This window comes from Anoxybacillus andreesenii (assembly GCF_030813005.1).
Taxonomy (GTDB): Bacteria; Bacillota; Bacilli; order Bacillales; family Cytobacillaceae; genus Robertmurraya; species Robertmurraya andreesenii.
Map to the genome: position 1 here is coordinate 32655 of NZ_JAUSTU010000023.1, position 16255 is coordinate 48909.

The 16255-nt window shown below is 41.8% G+C and carries 16 protein-coding genes; 6 read left to right on the forward strand and 10 right to left on the reverse strand.

The window, feature by feature from the left end; genetic code table 11:
* Positions 1-111: 111 nt before the first annotated feature.
* A complete protein-coding gene (gene dnaE / locus J2S07_RS17745; RefSeq protein ID WP_307151746.1) occupies positions 112-3480 on the reverse strand; it encodes a DNA polymerase III subunit alpha in 3369 nt (1122 codons plus the stop codon).
* A 208-nt stretch (positions 3481-3688) separates the two neighbouring features.
* Between dnaE and ytrH the strand changes: the two genes are divergently transcribed.
* Together ytrH and ytrI are read left to right on the forward strand one after the other, a co-directional pair.
* Complete coding sequence (gene ytrH, locus J2S07_RS17750; RefSeq protein WP_307151747.1) at positions 3689-4027, forward strand: sporulation membrane protein YtrH; 339 nt, start codon at positions 3689-3691, stop codon at positions 4025-4027.
* Positions 4024-4527, forward strand: coding sequence for a sporulation membrane protein YtrI (gene ytrI / locus J2S07_RS17755; protein ID WP_307151748.1), 504 nt, complete (start codon positions 4024-4026; stop codon positions 4525-4527). Before ytrH ends, ytrI begins: the two co-directional genes overlap by 4 nt.
* Before the next feature lie 34 nt (positions 4528-4561).
* Here ytrI and J2S07_RS17760 read toward each other — a convergent pair whose 3' ends face one another.
* Entirely contained in the window at positions 4562-5500 is a 939-nt protein-coding gene (locus J2S07_RS17760; RefSeq protein ID WP_307151749.1) for a DHH family phosphoesterase, read from the reverse strand.
* Positions 5501-5729: 229 nt separating this feature from the next.
* On the opposite strand from J2S07_RS17760, the gene J2S07_RS17765 reads away from it, so the two are divergent.
* On the forward strand, positions 5730-6035 hold the full coding sequence (locus tag J2S07_RS17765; protein WP_307151750.1) for a YtpI family protein: 306 nt from the start codon (positions 5730-5732) through the stop codon (positions 6033-6035).
* 43 nt (positions 6036-6078) lie between these two features.
* Here J2S07_RS17765 and J2S07_RS17770 read toward each other — a convergent pair whose 3' ends face one another.
* The 3 genes from J2S07_RS17770 to J2S07_RS17780 all read right to left on the reverse strand — a co-directional run bounded on the left by J2S07_RS17770 (position 6079) and on the right by J2S07_RS17780 (position 8538).
* Entirely contained in the window at positions 6079-7398 is a 1320-nt protein-coding gene (locus J2S07_RS17770; RefSeq protein ID WP_307151751.1) for a CBS domain-containing protein, read from the reverse strand.
* Between the two features lie 101 nt (positions 7399-7499).
* Complete coding sequence (locus J2S07_RS17775; protein WP_307151752.1) at positions 7500-7742, reverse strand: hypothetical protein; 243 nt, start codon at positions 7740-7742, stop codon at positions 7500-7502.
* Between the two features lie 115 nt (positions 7743-7857).
* Positions 7858-8538: a metal-dependent hydrolase gene (locus tag J2S07_RS17780; protein ID WP_307151753.1), complete on the reverse strand. Its 681-nt coding sequence runs from the start codon at positions 8536-8538 to the stop codon at positions 7858-7860.
* 298 nt (positions 8539-8836) lie between these two features.
* Here J2S07_RS17780 and J2S07_RS17785 point away from each other — a divergent pair, with 298 nt between their 5' ends.
* The gene (locus J2S07_RS17785; protein WP_307151754.1) at positions 8837-9931 is read left to right on the forward strand and encodes a M24 family metallopeptidase; all 1095 of its coding nucleotides are present in this window, start codon (positions 8837-8839) and stop codon (positions 9929-9931) included.
* Between the two features lie 105 nt (positions 9932-10036).
* Here the strand turns inward: J2S07_RS17785 and ald are convergent, their stop codons facing one another.
* Both ald and J2S07_RS17795 read right to left on the reverse strand, forming a co-directional pair.
* On the reverse strand, positions 10037-11152 hold the full coding sequence (ald, locus tag J2S07_RS17790; protein WP_307151755.1) for an alanine dehydrogenase: 1116 nt from the start codon (positions 11150-11152) through the stop codon (positions 10037-10039).
* A gap of 191 nt (positions 11153-11343) precedes the next feature.
* The gene (locus tag J2S07_RS17795; RefSeq protein ID WP_307151756.1) at positions 11344-11502 is read right to left on the reverse strand and encodes a hypothetical protein; all 159 of its coding nucleotides are present in this window, start codon (positions 11500-11502) and stop codon (positions 11344-11346) included.
* 106 nt (positions 11503-11608) lie between these two features.
* On the opposite strand from J2S07_RS17795, the gene J2S07_RS17800 reads away from it, so the two are divergent.
* Positions 11609-12061 carry a universal stress protein gene (locus J2S07_RS17800; protein ID WP_307151757.1) on the forward strand — a complete coding sequence of 151 codons (453 nt, stop codon included), beginning with the start codon at positions 11609-11611 and terminating at the stop codon, positions 12059-12061.
* 92 nt (positions 12062-12153) lie between these two features.
* Here J2S07_RS17800 and argH read toward each other — a convergent pair whose 3' ends face one another.
* Both argH and J2S07_RS17810 read right to left on the reverse strand, forming a co-directional pair.
* Positions 12154-13536 carry an argininosuccinate lyase gene (gene argH / locus J2S07_RS17805; RefSeq protein WP_307151758.1) on the reverse strand — a complete coding sequence of 461 codons (1383 nt, stop codon included), beginning with the start codon at positions 13534-13536 and terminating at the stop codon, positions 12154-12156.
* The gene (locus J2S07_RS17810) at positions 13533-14738 is read right to left on the reverse strand and encodes an argininosuccinate synthase (protein WP_307151759.1); all 1206 of its coding nucleotides are present in this window, start codon (positions 14736-14738) and stop codon (positions 13533-13535) included. The genes argH and J2S07_RS17810 overlap by 4 nt, the downstream gene beginning before the upstream one ends.
* Positions 14739-14989: 251 nt before the next feature.
* On the opposite strand from J2S07_RS17810, the gene J2S07_RS17815 reads away from it, so the two are divergent.
* Positions 14990-15304, forward strand: a complete 315-nt coding sequence (locus J2S07_RS17815) for a hypothetical protein (RefSeq protein WP_307151760.1) — start codon at positions 14990-14992, stop codon at positions 15302-15304.
* 335 nt (positions 15305-15639) lie between these two features.
* Here J2S07_RS17815 and J2S07_RS17820 read toward each other — a convergent pair whose 3' ends face one another.
* Positions 15640-16152 (reverse strand): MogA/MoaB family molybdenum cofactor biosynthesis protein, encoded by a 513-nt coding sequence (locus J2S07_RS17820; protein ID WP_307151761.1) that lies wholly within the window; start codon positions 16150-16152, stop codon positions 15640-15642.
* Positions 16153-16255 lie beyond the last annotated feature (103 nt).

Consider the following 16255-nt stretch of genomic DNA (forward strand, 5'->3'; position numbering starts at 1 on the left):
TCTCTCCATATGTTAGTGGTCAGACCACGCTTTATATTTAGAACTATATACTACACTTAGTAGAATTGTAAAGATTTAAAATTGATGGCTCCCTTAACATTTGGAGCAATTTCACGAATATTTCATGACGACACAGTCATCTCCGAGTAAAGCTTTTAACTTTTTCAGGCAATCTTCAGAGGGTGTGATGCGATCCTCAGGTCCGAGGCGGACAGAACGTTCGGAGCTTTCATAAAATAAGATGATATCAACGAGACCTTTGTTTTGTTGAATGATGTTTTTCAAGCTTACTAACAACGGGCGAGATTCTTTTTCCCTATCAATTTTTAAGTATAGGGTTCCCTTCTGATCCTTCATGCGCTCAATTGCCAGCTTAATATCTTCAGCATTTTGAATGATAAATTGGGTTTTACCATTCCGAACCTCCATTTTTCCTTCCATTAAGAGAATGTTCCCTGTTTGCAAAAGAACCATTAGCCTTTTATACGGATTCGGAAAGACGACCGCATCCATTTCCCCGCTTTGATCGGAAATGGTCAAGAACGCCATCGCTTCCCCTTTTTTCGTTCTAATTTTTTTGATCTCTGAAATATGGACGAGCACTCTTGTAGTCTTCTTATCTGAAAGGGCAGCAAATAATTCTTTTATTTGCAGGGCATCTCTATAATTCTCATAGATTGTTACTGGATGATCAGATAAGTATAAGCCTAGTACTTCTTTTTCAAATCGAAGCTTATCTTCAATTCGTATTGGCTCTGCCTCCATATATTTTGGTTTAATAAAGAACTCGTCATCATCTGCAAATAAATCCGCCCCATCCAACTCGTCAGGATTCACTAGCTGAGCATGTTCAATGGCAACATCAATGCTTGCTAATAATACGGATCTATCTTCACCGAATTCATCAAAGCTACCCGAATGAACGAGCGCTTCCAGCACCTTGCGATTCACAGCTCTTTGCGATACCCTTAAGCAAAAATCAAACAAGTCTTGAAACTTCTTATTTTTACGTGCTTGAAAAATTTCCTTTAAGGCCGCAATACCTACCCCTTTAATCGCAGCTAGACTATAACGAATCCCTTCCTTTTCGACCAAAAAAGAATACCCACTGCTATTGATAGAAGGAGGGAGCAGCTTGAGCCCCATCTCTTTCATCTCTCGAACATATTGCACAACTTTTCCTTCATTCCCGCTCACAGATGATAGCAAGGCCGCCATGAAATACTCCGGGTAATGAGCTTTTAAATAGGCTAGTTGATAAGCAATCATGCTGTAGGCAACGGCGTGGCTTCGATTGAATCCATAGTTTGCAAACTTGACAATCAAGTCATAAATCGTATTGGCGGTATTTTGGTCATAGCCTTTTCTTAAAGCCCCTTGAACAAAATGCTCACGTTCTTTTATTAAAATGCTCTTCTTCTTTTTTGAAACGGCTCGTCTAAGTAGATCTGCTTCTCCAAGGGAAAAACCAGCCATCTTGGCAGCTATTTGCATGATTTGTTCCTGATAGACTATAACGCCATATGTGTTCTGTAAGATTGGCTCTAAATCAGGGTGAGGGTATTCAATTCTTTCCAATCCGTGCTTTCGCTCGATATAAAGTGGGATGTTCTCCATCGGACCGGGCCGATAAAGAGCATTGACTGCGACAATATCCTCGAAATGGCTTGGCTTTAGCTTCCTAAGAACATTGCGCATCCCATCAGACTCGAGCTGAAACACACCTGTTGTTTCCCCTTTTGAAAGAAGCTCAAAGGTTAATTCATCTTCAAGCGGGATGTCTTTTATTTCTAATCTTCTGCCTGCCTTACGCCGAATCGAGTCCAATATCGATTCCATCAGCGACAGATTTCTAAGACCGAGGAAATCCATCTTGAGCAATCCTATTTCCTCCAAGTGCTCCATGGCGTACTGGGTCAAATAGATGTCATTATGTCCAGCCTGGATGGGAACAGATTCAACTAGCGGCTGTTCGCTTAATACCACCCCTGCAGCATGGGTTGAGGTATGGCGGGGAAGACCTTCTAGCTTTGTGGCTACTTCAAATAATCTTTGATGGACCGTAGATTCCTGAATTAATTTCCGCAGTTCCTCCGATTCCACTACGGCGTTTTTTAGCGTTGTTCCTGGCCGAGAGGGAATGAGACGGGAAACTTGATCAAGCTCACTCGTGTCTAGGCCAAAGACCCGACCAAGATCTCTCATGACAGCCTTTGCTGCTAACGTCCCAAAGGTAATAATTTGGGCGACATGGAGCTTGCCATATTTTTGACCGACGTATTCGATTACTTCGTCTCTCCGGTGATCGGGAAAATCAATATCAATATCGGGCATTGAAATTCTTTCCGGATTTAAGAACCGTTCAAACAAAAGATGATGATCAATCGGATCCACATCCGTTATATAAAGAACATAGGCTACCATCGAACCAGCGGCGGAGCCACGGCCTGGACCTGTTAATATGCCGTTTTCTCGCGCGAATTTCATAAAGTCCCACACAATTAAGAAATAGTCGGCAAACCTCATTTTCTTAATAATGTCCAGTTCATACAAAAGCCTTTGCTTGATTTTCTCCGTTGGGGACTTATATCTGTTGTTAAATCCTTCCCAGCATAGTTCTTCAAGCAGCTCCTCAGCACTTTTGTCCTCGACCGGAAACCTTGGGAGCTTCATCTTATTCATTTCGATCATGACATTGCATTCATCTGCAATTTTGATTGAATTTTCCAATGCATCAGGGATTGCAGAGAAAAGCTCTACCATATCCTGTGATGATTTTAAATAGTATTGATCATTCGGTAGCTGTTCTCTTGCGTCATCCTGTAGCTTTTCTCCATTCTTGATAGCAAGCAAGCATTCATGGGCAAAAGCATCCTCCCTGTTCAAATAGTGAACCTCGTTTGTGGCAACGACCTGAACCTGTAGCTCATTCGCTAAGGATAAGAGCTGCTCATTAATGGCTGCTTCCTTCTTCAAACCATGGTTTTGCACGCCAAAATAAAAATTCTCATTAGTAAAAATCTCTAAATAATCCTTTGCACGTCTCTTCGCTTCTTCCATGCTTCCGTTGGCAAGGAACCCCTCAATCTCACCCTTTAATCCTGGGGTAATCGCAATTAGACCGCCCCCATATCCTCGCAGCCATTTTGGCGGGATCCCAGATGGAGAAGTGGTTTGGACCGTACTTGAAATCTTTAAAAGATTTTGAAAGCCCTGTTGGTTTTTGGCTAATAGAACTAATGGATAGGATACCTCTTCATTGCTTTCACTTTGAACCATAACGGTTAAACCGATAATCGGTTTGAGCGAGGCCTTGAGGCAGGCTTTATAAAAAGCAATGGTTCCGTACATCACATTTCGATCCGTTAAGGCAATAGCCCTGAAGCCTTGTTCCTTTGCATGCTGGACTAAATCCTCAATCCTTGCAGTACTCATTAAGAGGCTATAAGAGCTATATACATGAAGGTGAACAAATGACATTGTTTTTCCCCACCTTTACCGTTTCATTCTTTCCTTTATTATAGAGCCACTGTGAATAAAAAGAAAATATGTTCTCTTTTTTTTGATCTCAGAAGGCCGTTTTCATACGGAGTGAGAAAAGTATCTCTGAAAAATCATATATGTGGATGTTTGTCCATATGATGTAGTATCGGTCACACGAGACTTTTTACAGTGAGGATGACATTCTATGAAGGAACAGCCATTTTTTACATTGTTATTTGACAGCTATTTCATTGCCTTAGGTGTTCTTCTTGGAGGAGCGCTTATTGGTGGAATCGGAGCCTTTTTAACGGGAAAACCGTTGATGACAGAAATCTTTCGCATCTCATCCTCCATTCGAATATGGGCCATTGTGGCAGCAATTGGTGGTACCTTTGATGCTTTTTACAGCTTTGAAAGAGGGTTATTTGACGGGGACACAAAGGATCTCTTCAAAACCTTTCTCCATATTCTATCTGCATTAGGGGGAGCGCAAACAGGGGCACTGGTCATCACCTGGTTAACAGGGGAGCATGTGTCACAATGAAAATCCCACCTGGCTATCGGATACAGGAATGGAGGAGACTTTTTGTAGGAATGGCGCTAGGAGCGCTTATTAGCTGGCTCATTTTTCTGTACATTTATGGGGAGTGGCAGGAGAAGTACAGCAAGACGATTAAGGAGCAAGAAGAAAGTATTCATAATCTCAAGAAGGAAAAAGAAATTTGGCAGGAGGATATTCAGAAGCTCAATAAAGAGAACAAAGATAAGCTGACCATTCAGAAAATTGACGTCAAAATCATTAACTACGAAAGATACAAATTAGATCTTTTCAGCGTTTATGAAATAGAAGAGGATGTGAAGGAGGATATCCGCTCACTGTTAGCAAAGGATATCGAAACAGCCTACAAAAGCCGCGAATTATTAAGAAGGACCATTGAAAATAAAACCTTTAAGGCACATGATAAGCGATATCGTCTACAAATTGAAGAAATCATCTACTATACAACCCTCTCCGTATATTTAACGATTCAATTTGATGATTAGCCTAGAGAGACTACTATCTCCCTAGGCTAAAATCTTAGTAATTTTTACAGGCTTCTTCTAAATCCTTCATGACATGGTCTACTTCATCCCAGGAATAAATCGATGCTCCGGCTGCCAGCGGATGTCCACCACCATTATATCTTCTCGCAATTGTATTAATGACTGGACCTTTTGAGCGAAGTCGGACCCGGATTTGATCCTCTTCCTCAATAAAAAATGCCCATGCCTTAATTCCTTTTACATCCCCCAATGTGCTAACGAGCTGTGATGCATCTGATGGTCTTGTGTCAAATTCCTCTAATAACCCCTTGTGAATGACCATGGAGGCAACACCATTTTTATTCATTTCAAAATTCTGTAAAACATAACCATGAAGTTTCACCAGGTTCGGTGGCAGTTCGTACATTCGATCAAAAAGCTCTGTCCGATCAAACTGAAACTTAATTAATTCACTCGCATAGGCAAAGGTTTTTTCAGTTGTGCTTGGGTAAAGGAATCGGCCCGTATCACCAACAATTCCCGCATACAAAAGTCTTGCGGCCTCGTTGGACATCTTTAAGCCTTTATCCTTCATCTCTAGGAAGAATTCATAGATCATTTCACTGCATGAGCTTGCAGTCGTATCAACCCACAGCAAATCTCCATAGGGCTCTTCGTTTGGGTGATGATCAATTTTGATGATAAAATCACCCAATTGATATCTTTCATCACAGATTCTTGCTTCATTTGCCGTATCTGTCACAATCACTAGAGCGCCTTGATAGACGTCATTTGAGATCTCATCGAGCCTGCGTAGATAGTTAAGGGTTTCTTCCTCTTTCCCAACGGTATAAATGTTTTTTTCGGGGAAGGAGGCCTTTAAAATTTCCGCCAATCCGCCCTGTGAGCCATATGCATCTGGATCCGGACGTACATGACGATGGATAATAATGGTTTCGTATTGTTTGATCTTCTCTAAAATTTGCTCTTTCATTTTGTACTCCTTTTATGGAAGTCAATCTCTTGACAAGTATTAGCCTTTAAATCTATTCCTACTATCATTTTTACCACAAATAATAAAAGAAAAGGCTATATTTTCTAAATTTTTCGGTTGAGAAGTGTAGAATATGATTTTAGATTTAATGTAAGATTTACACTCTTCTAGCTTTTTTCTTAGAAAATCGTTAAAATATAGGAAGCTGTCGAAATATGGAGGAAGTATTATGCCTATTCTTGTTATCCTTTTTATATTCTCATTGTCATTTTATGTTTTTTATAAAGCAAAATATTTTCGAACCAATAGACCTGCCGAAAAAAAGTGGATTTCTTCAAAGGCTAGCGTTTGCTTAGGTCTTTTCGTTGCTTTTTTTGGATTAAATCAGTTCTTTGTCAATCATTCAGCTGTTAGCTATATTGTTGGGACTGTGTTTGTCCTGTTAGGAGCTATAAATGTGTGGGGTGGAATCAAGTCGTATAAGTTTTATCTGCCTCTTGCCGTTGAGGAAGCCGAACAGTTCAAGCATCAGTAATCATTGAAGCCGCTCTTTCTTCAGAGAAAGGGCGGCTTAATAATTACTGGCGATCAATAAGCTGACACATCATCATCGCCTTCCCAACTAATACACCTTCATTATAAACCTCCACATCCACCTTTCCAAATTTACGCCCTACCTCTAAAACGCGAGGGTGGATATCTAGTGTACTATCAATTTGGACTGGCTTAAGAAAATAAATCGTCATATTTTCAACGACAAGGTCGCCCTTCTTAAAACCTCTTAGCACTCCATTGGCCGCTTCCGTTACAATCGTCGTAAAAACCCCATATGAAATCGTTCCAAGATGGTTGGTCATCTGAGGGGTGACCTCACAACGATAAGTTTCATCACTTTTGGTTTTCCCTTTCGTTAAAATGAGCTGACTTGTGACAATATCGTCGAGTGTTTCTCCGACCTGCGGCTGTCTTTGAATCATTTGCAGTGCCTTAAGAACATCCTGTCTGCTAATGATTCCAAGGAGTTTATTGTTATTGTCCGTGACAGGCAGTAACTCAATGCCCTCCCAAACCATCATATGTGCAGAGGAGGCAACACTTGTTTGTCCACCTACAGTCATCGGATTTTTCGTCATAATTTTTTCGATGGGTAGATTCAGATCAGCACCAATGACATCCTTTGAAGTAACAATTCCTTGCACCTTCATATTTGCATCCACAACAGGATAGCGACCATGGGTTGTACTGCGGTTATACTCGTACCATTTCTCAACCTTGTCAGTCGTCTTTAAATAAATGGTTTCTGTAACAGGCTTCAAAATATCTTCCACTAAAACAATTTCCTTCTTGATTAACTGGTCATAGATCGCCCGGTTAATCATGGCCGCAACGGTAAACGTATCATAGCTAGTAGAAATGATAGGGAGCTGAAGCTCGTCCGCCAATTTTTTTACCTCATCCTCCGTATCGAAGCCTCCTGTAATTAACACCGCAGCGCCTGCATTCAAAGCGTATTCATGAGCCTTCGTTCGATTTCCAACGATAAGAAGATTTCCTGCCCCTGTATAGCGCATCATCGCCTCGAGTTTCATCGCACCAATTACAAATTTATTAAGCGTTTTATGAAGACCTGCTCGTCCACCTAAAACTTGGCCGTCAACAATATTGACGACCTCTGCATAGGTTAATTTTTCGATGTTTTCTTTTTTCTTCCGCTCAATCCGGATGGTACCAACACGCTCGATCGTGCTTACATACCCTTTATTCTCTGCATCCTTGATCGCACGATATGCAGTCCCCTCACTTACATTTAACGCCTTGGCGATTTGCCTTACAGAGATTTTTTCCCCAATTGGCAATCCATCAATATATTCTAATATTTGTTCATGCTTCGTAGCCAAGAGCTTCACCCTTTATAAAAAATTCAAGACACATCTGTACATGCTTCTTTCCTCCCATTATAAAGTGAAATTGGCTAGATATTCAATCAACTAGGCAGAAATTAGTAATATTGACGAATTTTCTTATGCATTTGTCGCTTAAGGGGTCTCGGCTTTGCTTTTGATTTTTTCGGTGCATATAGCAATGCGGACAGATTTCCTGCAATCACAAAGAGACATAGAACGAGCCAGGAAATTGCAAATACGGAAGCCATGCTCCCCTCTAAAACAGGCAATCTCGGCAAAGCGTAATAAAGCATCGCTCCACATCCCAATAGACAGAGCAAATAGCGGTTTTTGTTCATGTCATTCACCTCTTGCAATATTCATATGCGGACAGGCTAGGAAAATGACATCTTTATTGCTGATTTTTTAGCTTTTTCTATGCACAGAGCACGGCATAATACCGCGCTCATTAGGTTAAAGATCGATCGACTCGCCAGGTGTGAGCACCTTCCCTTGACCTTCAGGAAGTAGTTTGACAAATGCATGGGGATCCTGTTTGATTACCGGGAAGGTATTGTAATGAATCGGCACGACTGTTTTTGCTCCTAGAAGCCCTGCCGCATAGGCTGCATCCTCTGGTCCCATTGTGTAATTATCTCCGATTGGAAGAAATGCAAGATCAATTGGATGTCTTTCCCCAATCAGTTTCATATCTGAAAACAGTCCCGTATCCCCAGCATGATAAATGGTTTTTCCTTCGATCGTTAATAAAATCCCCATTGGCATGCCCAAATAAATGATCTGTTCATCCACGGTCTCATACCCAGTCGAATGGTAAGCTTGAGTAAACTTCACCTTTCCAAACTCAAATTCATGGCTACCACCTATGTTCATTCCATAAGTTTTGAGTCCTTTCCAGCCAAAGTAAGTTTCGATTTCAGGACTCGCAATGACTAGCGCATCACTTTTCCTCGCAAGCTCGAGCGTGTCGCCAACATGGTCATTATGCCCATGGGTTAAGAGGATATAATCTGGACGTAGCTCTTCCACCTTTAAATCTGTTAAGCTGTTTCCCCGAATAAAAGGGTCCATTAGAATGGTTTTACCTTGCGTCTCAATTTTTACAACTGAATGTCCATGATATGAAATTTTCATCTTTTTGTCTCCTTCCAATCTCGTCATTCTATGTTTACTTCAACAAATAATCTCTTATTCCTCCTCTACTATCTATTTCCAATAGTATCTAAAAGTTTACTTTTGCTCCTGAAGTTGCTACTTTTAAAATATAGAGCTGTTAAATTTTAATGTTGATCTTGATATCGCCATATGTGCATGGGTTCACTACGTTGCTCGTGCCGAGCAAAACCCGTTCACACCATGCACATATGGCTAATATCAACACTGAACATGAACACAGCCTTTAAAATAGAAAAATTAATGAGGGGGACCAACAATGGATAGAGTGCAAAAAATTTCCCAATGGATGAAGGAAGCAGATGTGCAAGTTAGCTTTCTCACATCAACAGAAAATGTTTTTTATTTAAGTAATTTTTATAGTGATCCTCATGAAAGACTCCTCGGGGTAGCCGTATTCCAAGAGGAGGAGCCGTTCCTCATTTGTCCAGCCATGGAAAAGGAGGACGCTCGGAAGTCAGGATGGCCATACGAAATTATCGGCTATAGCGATATTGAAAACCCTTGGGAATTTGTTCAAAACGCCGTATCTAAAAGGGTAGGAAAAATTTCTCGTATTGCTGTTGAAAAAGAACATTTAAATGTTGAACGCTACGAGGAACTTTCTCATCTCTTCCCAAGCGCAAGCTTTGTGTCGGCTGAAGAAAAGCTTAGACAACTTCGAATGATAAAGGACGAGAAGGAGCTCTCGATCATTCGTGAAGCGTGTGCACTAGCTGATTATGCCATTGAGGTAGGCTGCTCTGAAATTAAAGAAGGAAAGACAGAGCTTGATGTGCTTGCAGCGATTGAGTACGCCTTAAAGAAAAAGGGTGTGGCTGCCATGTCCTTTTCAACGATGGTCTTAACTGGAGCAAATGGGGCATCACCACATGGAAATCCAGGTCTAACAAAGATCCAAAAAGGAGACCTTGTCCTTTTTGACTTAGGCGTCGTTGTTGATGGATATTGCTCTGATATTACGAGAACGGTGGCCTATGGCGACATCAATGACAAGCAAAAGGAAATCTATGATACGGTCTTAAGGGCGCAGCTGGCAGCTGTTTCGGCTGCGAAACCAGGTATGCCTTGCTCCGAAGTCGATTTAAGCGCAAGAAATATCATTACCGAGGCAGGATTCGGGGAATATTTCCCTCATCGACTTGGCCATGGACTTGGGATCAGTGTTCATGAGTACCCATCCTTAACCGAAACGAATGGGCTGCTCCTCGAAAAAGGAATGGTATTCACGATTGAACCTGGGATTTATGTTCCTGAGGTCGCGGGGGTTCGAATTGAAGATGATGTCGTAGTCACCGATTCAGGACTAGAAGTGTTAACGAAGTTTCCAAAGGAATTACAAATCATCAAATAGAACCGGTTCTAATCCTAGTTGTCATGGACCAGCTACGATGATGTCACAGGTTTTTAGGCAAAAGAAATCCTCTAAGGCTTTTCCCTTAGAGGATTTTCTATCTATTTATTCAAGAAGCTCTTTCGCTGGTTTATACTCAAAACCAAGAGAGCTCGCTACGGCTTCATGTGTAATATAACCGTTCAATGTATTAATTCCTTTTAGTAAAGCTTCATTTTCTAAACAAGCTTGACGATATCCCTTATTAGCTATTTGGATAGCATACGGAACCGTTACATTGGTTAAAGCAATGGTCGATGTGCGTGGAACCGCTCCAGGCATATTTCCGACAGCATAATGGACAATCCCATACTTATTGTAGGTTGGATTATCATGTGTAGTAATGCGATCCGTCGTTTCAAAAATACCACCTTGGTCAATGGCAATATCCACGATGACTGATCCGGGTGTCATCGCTTCAACCATTTCTTCCGTTACTAGCTTTGGAGCTTTCGCACCTGGAATAAGCACGGCACCAATCACGAGATCAGATTCTTTGACCGCTTCGGCAATATTATATGGATTCGACATCAGCGTTGTCACGTCACTACCAAAAATATCATCTAGTTGACGAAGGCGATCGGGGTTTAAATCGATAATCGTTACACTCGCACCAAGTCCAACCGCTAATCGAGCAGCATTGGTTCCTGCAACTCCCCCACCGATAATCGTTACCTTCGCTCTTTTTACACCTGGGACGCCGGATAATAATATCCCCTTTCCGCCGTTCACCTTTTCCAAAAATTGTGCACCCACCTGCGTTGCCATTCGCCCTGCTACCTCACTCATAGGCGTAAGGAGGGGCAAAGACTTATTAGGGAGCTGGACCGTTTCGTAGGCAATCGCAGTGATCTTATGCTCCATTAAAGCATTGGCCAACTCTGGCTCAGCCGCTAAATGTAAATATGTAAATAAGATCAAACCTTCACGGAAGTACTTATACTCAGATGGCAATGGCTCCTTTACCTTCATAACCATTTCCTTGGACCAGGCTTCCTCCGCTCGGCTTACAATAGTCGCCCCAGCATTCATATAGTCGGAATCAGAAAAACCAGAGCCTAAACCCGCTTCAGTTTCTATGTATACCTCATGTCCACTGTTTACTAAGTTTACAACTCCAGCAGGTGTCATCGCGACACGATTTTCATTGTTCTTAATTTCTTTAGGCACCCCAATGCGCATACTTTTCCCTCCCTAAAAAATGTTCAAACTCGATATTACTATAACACCTTGTTAAGTATAGCATAAAGAAATATTTTCTAACGAGCAAGGGATAGTTGGCTCTATCACGAATATCACTAGTCCTCACTTAAACAAAGTCATCTATATGCAAAGAGAGGTGACGCTATCATTCACCCCTCTTTCTAGTCCTACTAATCCTCTTTTGCGTCAGTGAACTTTGACATATCAAAAGCACCATCTGACTGGTCAATCACACCGCTATTATAAGCATTCATGATTTGCTCGCTGACAACACCCGTACCCTGCTCATCATAGAAGAAAGCTGAGCTCCCTTTCGACTCCTTCTTCACTAAGAACCCCCCTCAAAATTAATTCCTACATTAGCTAGTTTTCGAAATTTTGTTACAGATATTCGCAAGAATTAGTTGTATAATTTAGGTAAAGGAGGAGATGGAAATGACTCTCACTTATAAAAATATTTTAGTTGCTGTTGATGGATCAACAGAAGCAGAATGGGCGTTTAAAAAAGCCATTGAGGTTGCAAAGAGAAACAACGCAAAAATGACATTAGTACATGTGATTGACACACGTACCTTCGCCACCGTTGAAGCATACGATCGAACCATTGCTGAAAGAGCAGACCATTTTGCAAAAGAGCTTATGGAAAATTATAAAAAGCAAGCACAGGATGCCGGGGTTCACGAAGTATCTTTTATTGTAGATTACGGCTCCCCTAAGGTGAAAATTCCAAAAGACATTGCTAAGAAAAACAATATCGATTTAATTATTTGTGGAGCAACTGGATTAAATGCGGTCGAGCGATTCCTTATCGGAAGCGTTTCAGAGCATATTACTCGATATGCACCATGTGACGTGTTGGTCATTCGCACAGAAAAGGATGAATCATAGAAAGATCCATTCTCGTACATTATTTCTTCTGAAACAATAAGATTAAAGTGAAATTGGTTTGAAAATACCGATCATAAAGAAGCACGCTAACTTTAGCGTGCTTCTTTTAATAGAGCTTCTGCTTTTTCAATCGCTAGGTGTACCTGCTGAAAGCCAGTTCCTCCAGTACTATTCCTTCGCTCTACTGCGGTGGCGGGATTCAGAACATGGTAAATATCATCCTCAAAGAGGGGATGGGCTTCTTTAAACTCTTCCAATGTCAAATCAGCTAAATAGCATTGTTTCTTCACACAGGTAAGCACGAGCTTGCCAACAATTTCGTGACTCTCGCGGAAAGGAATGCCCTTTTCGGAAAGATAATCAGCGAGCTCAGTCGCATTGGAGAAATCACTTTTCGTTGCCACTTCCATTTGGTTTGTGTTCACCGTCATCGTATGAATCATACCGGCAAAAATTTTCAGAGAGCCTGTCACCGTTTTGACCGTATCAAACATTCCTTCTTTATCCTCCTGCATGTCCTTGTTATAGGCAAGAGGAAGCCCTTTTAGGACTGTCAGAAGTCCCATTAAATTCCCATATACTCTCCCTGTCTTCCCACGGATAAGCTCCGCCATATCAGGGTTTTTCTTTTGCGGCATGATGCTACTTCCCGTTGAAAAAGCATCATCCAATTCAATAAAGCGAAACTCCTGGGATGACCATAAAATAATTTCCTCCCCTAATCGAGAAAGATGCATCATCAGGATCGAGCTTGCTGAAAGGAACTCAAGAATAAAATCACGGTCACTCACAGCATCAAGGCTATTCTCATAAATCCCCTCAAACCCAAGAAGCTCCGCTGTCAATTTCCGATCAATAGGGAATGTCGTCCCCGCTAGAGCTCCCGCCCCAAGGGGTGATATATTAATCCGTTTTAACGATTCCTTGTATCTCTCCTTATCCCGCTCGAGCATCCAAAAATAGGCCATTAAATGATGGGCGAATGAGATTGGCTGTGCTCTTTGGAGATGGGTATAGCCAGGCATAATCGTTTCTACATGGAGCTTCGCTTGGGAAAGAAGGGCCGATTGCATTTCATGAATGAGCTCAATGATGGCACCCGTTTGTTTCTTCAAGTAAAGATGCATATCGGTTGCTACCTGATCATTGCGGCTTCTTCCCGTGTGAAGCTTGCCCCCAACTGAACCAATCATCTCTGTCAGCTGGCTTTCAAGATTAAGATGGATATCTTCCAGCTTAACGGAATACTCTAGCTCGTTATTGATAGCTTTTTCCTTAAGAGCCAAGAGGCCCTTCTTAATCTGACCAGCCTCTTCCTCTTCTATAATCCCACACTTTCCAAGCATCGTTACATGGGCGATGCTGCCGTCTAGATCTTCTAGCACGAGCTCTTGATCAAAGGAAATGGAAGCACCGAATTCATCGACCCATTCTTCTGCAGTACGCGTAAATCTTCCACCCCAAAGCTTCTTCACACTGTCACCTTCTTATTTTGTACCATGCTTTGAACTTTTGTAGGCAGTCCATACAATTGAATGAAGCCTACTGCTGCACTATGGTCAAATTCATCTTCCTTCGTATAGGTGGCCAATTTTTCATCATAAAGGGAATAAGGCGATTTTCTTCCTTCCACAATGGCATGACCCTTGAATAGCTTGACTCTAACTGTACCTGTTACAAATTTCTGCGTTTCCTTTAAAAAGGCAGTTAACGCATTGGTTAATGGAGAGAACCAAAGACCATCATAGATCACTTCTGTGATTCTTTTTTCAATCACCGGTTTAAAATGAGCGACTTCCTTTACAAGAGTTAAATCCTCAAGCTCTTTATGTGCCTTAATCAGCGTCATGGCCGCTGGTGCCTCGTACACCTCACGGGATTTGATGCCCACGAGGCGATTCTCAACATGGTCAATCCGCCCAACCCCATGCTTGCCTGCAAGAGCATTCAGCTCCAAGATCAATTCGGATAATGGATATTTCTGGCCGTTTAAGCTAACCGGTACCCCTTGTTCAAATTCAATTTCAACCATGTCTGGGGTGTCTGGAGTATTTTCAAGGCCCACCGTTAAGTCATAGGCATCCTCTGGTGGTGCAGCCCATGGATCCTCCAAAATTCCACATTCATTGCTTCTACCCCAAAGGTTCTGATCAATGGAATAAGGGCTATCCAAATTGATTGGAATTGGAATTCCATGCTGTTTCGCGTATTCAATTTCCTCTTCACGAGACCAGCTCCATTCCCGAACCGGAGCCAGCACCTTTAGATTAGGATTCAGGGCATGAATGGATACCTCAAAGCGCACCTGGTCATTTCCTTTTCCGGTACAACCATGGGCAACTGCTACGGCTCCTTCTTTCTCCGCCACTTCTACAAGTTTTTTGGCAATTAAAGGTCGGGATAATGCCGACACAAGTGGATATTTATTTTCATATAATGTATGGGCTTGAAGGGCAACTAATGCATATTCATTAGCAAACTCCTCTTTTGCATCTATCACATAAGAGCTCACTGCCCCAACGGTTAGGGCCTTTTCTTTGATGAAGTTGAGGTCTTTTCCTTCCCCTACATCCAAGCAGCAGGCAACGACATCGTATCCTTGTTCCTGCAGCCATTTAACCGCAACAGAAGTATCGAGTCCCCCGGAATAAGCTAATACTACTTTTTGATTTGTCATGTTTAAAATTTCCTCCCTTTAATGCCAATTCTAGTTTTATAGAATGATGGTTTGTTTGAATAATTATTCATTTGTTTATATTTTTATTCTTTATCTTGAATATAAATTTACCAAGATTTATTATACATTTCAATACTTATTCTTCATTTTGTATAAAAATAATTTTTATTCCCTTGGATTTTGTCGGGATGGAAGGTTTTTCACTAGTATAGTAGAATAGAGAAAAGCGAACTTCTGTTGGAGGCATTTAAATGAATGAATATTTTTTACAGAATGAACGATTGGGTATTTCCACCCCCAATTTACAGCTGGAGTGGGATCAATATAGTGAGGAAACACAGCAGTCGATTCTGCTTCATTGGGAGAAAATTCGTGGAAGAATTCCTGATCGTATTGCTGAACTGGAGGAGATCATCAATCGAAAACAAGCACAGCTTTCAGATGAAGCTGATTTTGCGAGGTCCTGCGAGTTGAACAGCGAAATTGCAGAGCTTGCTTCGATTATCAATGATTTATGGCTCTGGTATCGGACAAACCAGGATGTTACGGAGAAGATGCATCAATAGGGAGACTTCGTTGTTGGACAAAATCCATAGGGTTAGCTAGAAGGGGCTTTTGGGTGAGCAGGGTTGTGTTTGAGGACAGGATTCGCTGGAATTCGGCGTTTCCTGTCCTCATTCGCCTGTTATGGCGACAACTTCCGGTCATTTCTTGTCATTCTTGTCGTCATTGGCCCGGTATGACGACAATTTCTGTCGATTTCTCATCATTCTTGTCGTCATTGACCTTGTATGACGACAACTTCCGGTGAGTTCTCGCCATTCTTGTCGTCATTGACCTTGTATGACGACAACTTCCAACCGATTTCCACTATTCTTGTCGTCATAGGCACTCAACCCTTCTACAAGTCCTTCTTCAATTCCCTCACAACATGACCGAGCTCTGGTAGAATCAGCCGGTTCATCGCTAGCTTTACCGCTCCCGTGGAGCCAGGTGTGGAAAATACAGCCTTGTTGTTCACAACTCCTGCCACAGCACGGGAAAGAAGTGCCGCTGAACCGATGTCCTCCTGATAGCTGAGCATTCTAAACAGCTCTCCAAAACCATTTATCTCTTTTTCAAACAGACCTTGAACAGTCTCAATCGTAACATCTCTCTTCGCAATGCCCGTTCCACCATTCGTTAAGACGACATCAACGTCAGGATTCTCACACCCTTTGATGATAGCCTCCTTAATGGCTTCCTGCTCGTCCTTCACAATCACATAGTCTCCAATAACATGACCTGCAGCTTCAAGCAAATTAATCATCGTTTGTCCGCTTTTATCCGTTTCTTTAGTTCTCGTGTCACTAACTGTTATCACCATACAATTAACACGGGCTGGCGCTTCTTTCTTATGCTCTGTTGTACTCATGATCGTTACTCCTCGTATAGTAAGTTTAGAATCCTCTTTCGAGGTAATTTCCAGTTCGTTTATTGCTCTTTGATAACTTCATAGATGGTAGTTCAGATAGTGG

Excerpts from the sequence above, each read along its gene's own strand:
- dnaE (WP_307151746.1), bottom strand. The coding sequence starts at position 3,480 with ATGTCATTTGTTCACCTTCATGTATATAGCTCTTATAGCCTCTTAATG.
- ytrH (WP_307151747.1), top strand. The coding sequence starts at position 3,689 with ATGAAGGAACAGCCATTTTTTACATTGTTATTTGACAGCTATTTCATT.
- ytrI (WP_307151748.1), top strand. The coding sequence starts at position 4,024 with ATGAAAATCCCACCTGGCTATCGGATACAGGAATGGAGGAGACTTTTT.
- J2S07_RS17760 (WP_307151749.1), bottom strand. The coding sequence starts at position 5,500 with ATGAAAGAGCAAATTTTAGAGAAGATCAAACAATACGAAACCATTATT.
- J2S07_RS17765 (WP_307151750.1), top strand. The coding sequence starts at position 5,730 with ATGCCTATTCTTGTTATCCTTTTTATATTCTCATTGTCATTTTATGTT.
- J2S07_RS17775 (WP_307151752.1), bottom strand. The coding sequence starts at position 7,742 with ATGAACAAAAACCGCTATTTGCTCTGTCTATTGGGATGTGGAGCGATG.
- J2S07_RS17780 (WP_307151753.1), bottom strand. The coding sequence starts at position 8,538 with ATGAAAATTTCATATCATGGACATTCAGTTGTAAAAATTGAGACGCAA.
- J2S07_RS17785 (WP_307151754.1), top strand. The coding sequence starts at position 8,837 with ATGGATAGAGTGCAAAAAATTTCCCAATGGATGAAGGAAGCAGATGTG.
- ald (WP_307151755.1), bottom strand. The coding sequence starts at position 11,152 with ATGCGCATTGGGGTGCCTAAAGAAATTAAGAACAATGAAAATCGTGTC.
- J2S07_RS17800 (WP_307151757.1), top strand. The coding sequence starts at position 11,609 with ATGACTCTCACTTATAAAAATATTTTAGTTGCTGTTGATGGATCAACA.
- J2S07_RS17810 (WP_307151759.1), bottom strand. The coding sequence starts at position 14,738 with ATGACAAATCAAAAAGTAGTATTAGCTTATTCCGGGGGACTCGATACT.
- J2S07_RS17815 (WP_307151760.1), top strand. The coding sequence starts at position 14,990 with ATGAATGAATATTTTTTACAGAATGAACGATTGGGTATTTCCACCCCC.
- J2S07_RS17820 (WP_307151761.1), bottom strand. The coding sequence starts at position 16,152 with ATGAGTACAACAGAGCATAAGAAAGAAGCGCCAGCCCGTGTTAATTGT.